Origin of the sequence: uncultured Boseongicola sp., assembly GCF_937988555.1 — a bacterium.
GTDB lineage: Bacteria > Pseudomonadota > Alphaproteobacteria > Rhodobacterales > Rhodobacteraceae > Boseongicola.
In genome coordinates this window covers 1-6,525 of record NZ_CALJXO010000075.1, presented here as the reverse complement: position 1 = coordinate 6,525, position 6,525 = coordinate 1, and the positions used below count along the sequence as shown (strand labels likewise).

The 6,525-nt window shown below is 55.2% G+C and carries 3 protein-coding genes; 2 read left to right on the top strand and 1 reads right to left on the bottom strand.

What is annotated here, in order from left to right; all coding sequences use genetic code 11:
- Positions 1 to 213 precede the first annotated feature (213 nt).
- On the top strand, positions 214 to 1,581 hold the full coding sequence (locus Q1B15_RS04220; protein WP_299750630.1) for an IS5 family transposase: 1,368 nt from the start codon (positions 214 to 216) through the stop codon (positions 1,579 to 1,581).
- Positions 1,582 to 1,617: 36 nt separating this feature from the next.
- Positions 1,618 to 2,025, top strand: a complete 408-nt coding sequence (locus Q1B15_RS04215) for a winged helix-turn-helix domain-containing protein (RefSeq protein ID WP_299750628.1) — start codon at positions 1,618 to 1,620, stop codon at positions 2,023 to 2,025.
- Here the strand turns inward: Q1B15_RS04215 and Q1B15_RS04210 are convergent.
- Positions 1,922 to 6,397, bottom strand: coding sequence for a chemotaxis protein CheB (locus Q1B15_RS04210; protein WP_299750625.1), 4,476 nt, complete (start codon positions 6,395 to 6,397; stop codon positions 1,922 to 1,924). The genes Q1B15_RS04215 and Q1B15_RS04210 overlap by 104 nt on opposite strands.
- Positions 6,398 to 6,525: the final 128 nt, after the last annotated feature.

Here is a 6,525-nt window from a genome sequence, read left to right as displayed (position 1 = left end):
GCTTTCAGTGAAGGCACTCTTACCGTTCAGAGGATATTCCACGAAGAATGTCCATGTTTAGGTTTTTTCGATATACGTGTCCTGACCATAAACAGTCCGACCTGAACAACTCTTATCTAGCTGATTTTGCTCGAAAACAGCACGGTTTTGTTGGGTAGAAAGTGCAGGGTTGGATATAATATCGGCAGGAACCCTGCAATTTCGAGCCACGATATGAAGCCAAGAAAACAACCCGCAGAACAAGACGACCTCCTGCGCGCCCGGTTGATCGAAATGATCGACATGCGCCATGAACTGGTGAAGCTCGCCGCCCTGATCGACTGGGAAGTCTTCGAGCGGGAATGGTCCGGGTTTTTCCCGTCACATACCGGTCGCCCAGCCACCTCACCGCGTTTGGTCGCGGGACTGTGCTATCTCCAACATGCATTTGCGCTTTCGGACGAGGCGGTCGTGGCCCGGTGGTCCGAGAACCCATATTGGCAGCATTTCTGCGGTGAGACGTTCTTTCAGCATCGTCTGCCGCTTGATCCCTCATCCCTGACGCGCTGGCGCAAACGGATTGGCGAGGAAGGTGTTGAATGGATGTTGACCCAGACAATTGAAGCCGGGAAACGGGCCGGGATGGTGAAGGGCAATGACCTCAAAAGAGTGACTGTCGACACCACGGTCATGGAGAAGAACATCGCCCATCCCACCGATGCCCAACTGTATGAAAAGGCCCGGCGCAAACTGGTCGGACTGGCTCGTGAGGCCGGGATCGGCCTGCGCCAGAATTACAACCGCCTCGCACCCCGGCTAGCTGGTCAGGTCGGCCGCTATGCCCATGCCCGCCAGTTCAAGCGGATGCGCAAGGCGCTGCGCAGGCTCAAGGGCTACACAGGCCGCGTACTGCGCGACATCGAACGGCAACTGGGCAAAGTTCCGGAAGGGGCGCTGAGGGCGCGTCTGGTAGAGATGATCGCGCTGGTGAACCGGCTGCTGGCCCAAAAACCGAAGGACAAGAAAAAACTGTACTCTCTACATGAGCCAGCGGTGGACTGTATTTCCAAGGGCAAGGCGCACAAGCGCTACGAGTTCGGAACTAAGGTCAGCGTCGCCACAACCAACAGGGGTGGCTTTGTGGTCGGGATGCGGGCGCTGTCAGGCAATCCCTATGACGGTCACACGTTGGCCGAGGCGTTGGAGCAAGTCGAAAACCTGACCGACCAAAAGCCGGAGTTCGCTTTCGTCGACCGTGGATACCGTGGCCATGGCGTGGAGAACGTCAAAGTATTCCTCAGCGGTGCCCGGCGCGGCGTCACCAGAACCATCGCTAAGCTTCTACGACGGCGCAGCGCCATAGAGCCGATGATCGGCCACATGAAAAACGACGGCCGACTGACGCGATGTCCGCTCAAGGGAACCGATGGCGACGCAATCTTTGCCGTCCTCTGCGGCTGTGGTCACAACATCCGCATGATCCTCAGGCACCTGAGGATTACTATTTGTCAGTTGATCTGGCTGATCCCTAAGCTCTGTCAGGGCGTCGGTGTGGCAATGGCACCTGCCAGAATGAATCAGATCGTCCGTATGTCTGCCTGAAACCCTTGTTCAGGACGGACTCATTCGTTCGATGGCATGGTGGCGCGGTTCGACCAATTCGAACCGCTTGACCGCACCGGCGACATTGTGGACCCGACAGGTGGAGAATTCCGGCTGCTCAATATCTTTTTGCAGAACCCCAAGCGGGTTTTGTCACGTGATCGTTTGATGGACCTTCTGAATGGCGCGAAATGGTCTCCACTTGATCGCAACATCGATAATCAGAAAGCACGTCTGCGCCGCAAAATAGAGCGTGATTCAAGTACGCCCATACTGAGCAAAAAACCGTACGCGTTATCGGATACTTGTTCGCTGGAGACGTCCAGACGTCGTAAATACTTTAGTCCAGCAGCCCACGCAGAGTTCCTGCCAATTCCTTTATGCCATAGGGCTTGCGTAAGATTATGTGGTCAATTTCAGCAGACGCCGGATCGCGTGGCTTAATGCCTTTCGCATAGCCGGTGGCCAACAAGATTTTCAGGTCAGGTCGCAACGCCAGTGCCTGATCGGCGACGTCAAAACCCGTCATACCGCCCGGCATCACAACGTCGGATAGGACCAGATCGATGTCCTCACGTCGTTTCAAGATATCCATCGCTTTTGGGCCGTTCGTGGTCGCGATGACTTGATAGCCCAGCTCTTCGAGACGGGTGGCAGTCAGGCGTAGGACCTTCGGGTCATCCTCGACCACAAGGATCGTTTCGTTCGCGGGCTTGAATACTTTTTCTAGTGGAGCAATTTTGCCCTCGCCCAATGCCGCCCCAGCGGCCGGTAGGAACAGATTAACGGTCGCGCCCTGCCCCACCTCGCTGTAGATCACAACATGGCCACCTGATTGTTTGGCAAAGCCATACACCATGCTCAGGCCAAGACCCGACCCGGTGCCCGGTCCCTTTGTGCTAAAGAACGGCTCAAACACCCGTGCCTGCGTCTCAGGCGACATCCCGGTGCCCGTATCCGTCACGGACAAGCACACATAATTCCCAGGGGTCACATCGACCTGCGCTGCGGCATAATCAGCGTCCAAAGCAACATTGCGTGTTTCCAATGTGAGCGTTCCACCATCGGGCATCGCGTCGCGCGCATTAATAGCTAGATTGAGAATGGCGCTTTCGATCTGTCCGGGGTCAGCCAAGATAAGATTCAGATCATCCGCCAGCAGGGTTTCGATGCTGATTTGTTTATCAAGGGTGCGTTGTAGTATCGGCAGCATCGTTTCTACAAGCTCGTTCAAGGCGACGCTTTCGGGAGCAAGGGACTGCCTTTTCGAAAAAGAAAGCAACTGATTGGTGAGCGCAGCGCCAACATTGGAAGCCTCCAGCGCCTCATTGATCAGTTCGTGCAACTTGATGTCGTCGGTGCGCATCTCAAGTAGTTCAAGATTGCCGATCACAACCGTCAGAAGATTGTTGAAGTCATGCGCCAGACCGCCCGTCAGCTGACCGACCGCCTCCATCTTCTGGGCGCGCTGCAATTCTGCCTGTCGCTTTTTGTCATGCGTCAGGTCATGCATAATGCCCAAGAAATGGCGTGCTCCATCCAACTCTAGTTCGGACACTGTCAGCCGGATCGGGACTCGGGAGCCATCCTTGCGGAGCGCATCCATCTCGCGCCCGATGCCGATGATCTTCTTTTCGCCGGTCTTTAGGTAGTCCTCCAGATAGCCGTCATGTCTGCTCCGGTCGGGCTCAGGCATCAGCATGTTGACGTTCTGACCTAGCACCTCCGTGACGTTGAACCCCAAAATCTCCTCTGCACCAGGGTTGAACGTGCCGACAATGCCGCGCTCATCAATTGTCAGGATAGCCTCGGGAGCGGCGCTAAGAATGGCGCCAAGTCGCGCTTCGCGGTCCAAAATGGCTCGCTGCGCGAACTTCTGGGCGGTTACGTCTTCCACGGCGATCAGGATGCGCTCCTCATCCTCAGGGCGACCCATGATCTTGCGCGCATTCAGGACCATTTCCCGTCGACCGAGATCGCCTGCGTCCAACGTCAGATCAAACGCCTCTAATGTCATCTGCTCCGGCAAGATGGCTTCCAACAGCTGGCGAAGCTGCAGCACATCCCATTGCCGGTTTTGAATCAAGAACAGGTTTTTTCCGATAACATCGACGACGTCCGTTGCGAACACACGACTAAATGACTGGCTGACCGCAATAATTGTAAATGCGCCGTCAAGCACCAGCATCGGTTCACGCACCGTATCGATAATGCTCTCGGCAAACTCTCGGGCGGTGGCGGTCTCATGCTGCAACTCCTTAAGCTGCGACACTTCGGAAAATGTCACCACAACGCCATCAATCTTGCCGTTTTGCATCCGGTAGGGAAGGATGCGGCGGACGAACCACTGCCCGTCGTCGCTCGCAACTTCGCATTCGTTCGAAACAAGGGTTTCAAGGACCGTTTCGGCGTCCTTGAGCAGGTCCGAATCCTTGATCCTGCCAGTGATGTCACTGAACGGGCGTCCGATGTCCTTACTGATAAGGTTGAACAGGTCGCGTGTCGTTGGCGTGAACCGCTTGATCTTGAATTCAGTGTCCAGAAACAGCGTTGCGATGCCCGAACTCGACAGCAGATTGTTCAGATCATCCGACAAGCGGCGTTCATCTTCGATTTTTTGCTGAAGCTGGGTGTTGAGCGTGGTCAGCTCCTCATTCAGGGATTGCAGCTCTTCCTTTGAGGTCTCCAGCTCTTCGTTTGTCGACTGGAACTCCTCGTTCATCGACATGGCTTCTTCGTTGACGGCCTTCAGCTCTTCGGTGGACCGTTCATAATCACTGATAGTGTTGCGCAGCTCGGCCCTTGTGGTTTCAAGGTCCTGTTCCAGTTGCCGGTTCATTTCCGCGTTCGGATCGTCCGATATCGGCACAATCGGCGTAATGGATTGGTCAGCGAAGGTCACAAGGAACAGCTTGGTATCGTCCAACGTTACAGGATGCACTTGAATCGTGACGCCGACTCTTTCGCCTCCCCGCTCGATAGTGGCCTCTTTCTTTACCACAGTGTCTGATTGCCGCGCCATCCGAATGGCGCTACTCAGGCGCGCCCGAAGCCCTTGACGCGCCATTGCCAGCAGATCACGGCTGGTTTCGCCCGATGGTAGCTTAAGGTAATTATCCGTGGGTCCCTCGAAATAGAGCGCCTCTGACTGGGCGTTCACCAGAACCACCGCAGGGGCATAGTGTTCCAGAAGCAGACTTTGGCTCAACTCTGCCAATCTGTTGCCAGCGGCTTGAAACTGCCTGGGATTTGGGCTGACAGCTGCATTGGCGAAGGAACGTTGCACATTCGGGAAATCAAAGGCGCGGCCGCGCGCGTGGCCCACGCGTTTATAAACACGGTATTTCTTTGACAGCGGCTCAAAAAGAGCATCGTGATCACGTGCCGTTTCAGACATGCCCAGAAACAATGTGCCCCCGTCGTTGAGCGCGAAATGAAACATCTGAATGACCCTCTCTTGCGCATCTGGTGTCAAATAGATCATCAGATTACGGCAGGAGATCAGGTCCAGTTTGGAGAACGGCGCATCCGCTAGAATGTTCTGATTGGCAAAAACAACGGTATCGCGCAATTCCGGCGTCACGCGATAGCTGTGGTCTTCTTTTTTGAAAAAACGTTTCAACCGCGCGGCAGAAACATCTTCAGCAATGGAATCCGGATAGACGCCATTCCGTGCTATCGTCAGCGCGCATTCATCGACATCCGAAGCAAAGAGTTGCAACTTCACATCTTTGCGAAGCGTCGATATTTTCTCGATCACCAGCATAGCGAGCGAATAGGCTTCTTCGCCCGTGGCACATCCGGGCACCCAAATCCGCATCGGGTGCCCTGCGTCATGGGACTTGACCAATCCCTCAAGGACGTTCTTTTCCAGATGATCAAATGCATCTTTGTCGCGAAAAAAGGATGTTACGCTGATCAGAAGATCGGCGCTGAGGTTCTGCGCCTCCTCCGCCGAGTCCTTCAATAGCGCAAGGTAGTCGCCCGGATTTTTCATGTGGCGCAGTGTCATCCGCCGCTCAATCCGGCGCAGCAGCGTGCCTTCTTTGTAAAGTTCAAAATTGATTGGCGAATGCGCCTTCAGAACGGCAATGACCTGGTCCAACGAGCCCTTGGCATTCTCACCAAGCACCTTCTTGGCGTTGCCGTTCTGAACGAATGGATGTCGGACGTAGTCCGTGATAATTCCCGGCATCTCAGCGACACCAACAACGTGATCGGCAGCCCCAGTCGCAATCGCACTGCGCGGCATCCCGTCATGTTGAGCCTCGGCGGGGTCCTGCACCAGAACGATGCCGCCCTGTTCCTTGATCTCGCGAATGGCCGCAGACCCGTCACTTCCGGTGCCCGACAGGATCACTGCGATGGCGTTCTGGCCCAAGTCCTTGGCCAATGACCGAAGGAACAGGTCAATCGGCAGCCTCGTGCCACGGCGGCCTGTCGGTTCTGATAGTTGCAGCACCCCTTTCCTGATCTCCAGGTATTTGTTTGGGGGGATAATATAGACATGATCCGGCCGTACGGAGGTTTGATCCTTGGCCAGTACCACGGGCATCGCCGTATGTTTGGTCAAAAGATTTGCCATGAGGCTTTTGTGATGCGGGTCCACGTGATGAACTAAGACGAACGCCGCGCCACAGTCAGCCAGAGCGGCGTCGAGAAAAGCGCTGTAGGCTTGGAGGCCTCCTGCAGAGGCACCCAAACCGACGACGGGGACAGGCAGTCCAACCTTCGCAGTTACTTTCGTCTTTGCGACCGTTGCACGGGTTGGCTTAGGTTTGCCTTTTACCGCAGGTTTTGATGTTTTGCGCGCCATATCGTCTCAAATTCCTGCTAAAACGCCTTGTTTTGAAGTTCAGATGCAAGAAGACGACGTCTTTTGCGCCTCTTGCGCATCAATAAAACCGCCTCGGCGCAGAATAGCAAAGGAAAACCGAAGCTTGT

Bases quoted from the DNA above. Each gene is read 5' to 3' on its own strand.
- Q1B15_RS04215 (WP_299750628.1), top strand. From the start codon at position 1,618: ATGGTGGCGCGGTTCGACCAATTCGAACCGCTTGACCGCACCGGCGAC.
- Q1B15_RS04210 (WP_299750625.1), bottom strand. From the start codon at position 6,397: ATGGCGCGCAAAACATCAAAACCTGCGGTAAAAGGCAAACCTAAGCCA.
- Q1B15_RS04220 (WP_299750630.1), top strand. From the start codon at position 214: ATGAAGCCAAGAAAACAACCCGCAGAACAAGACGACCTCCTGCGCGCC.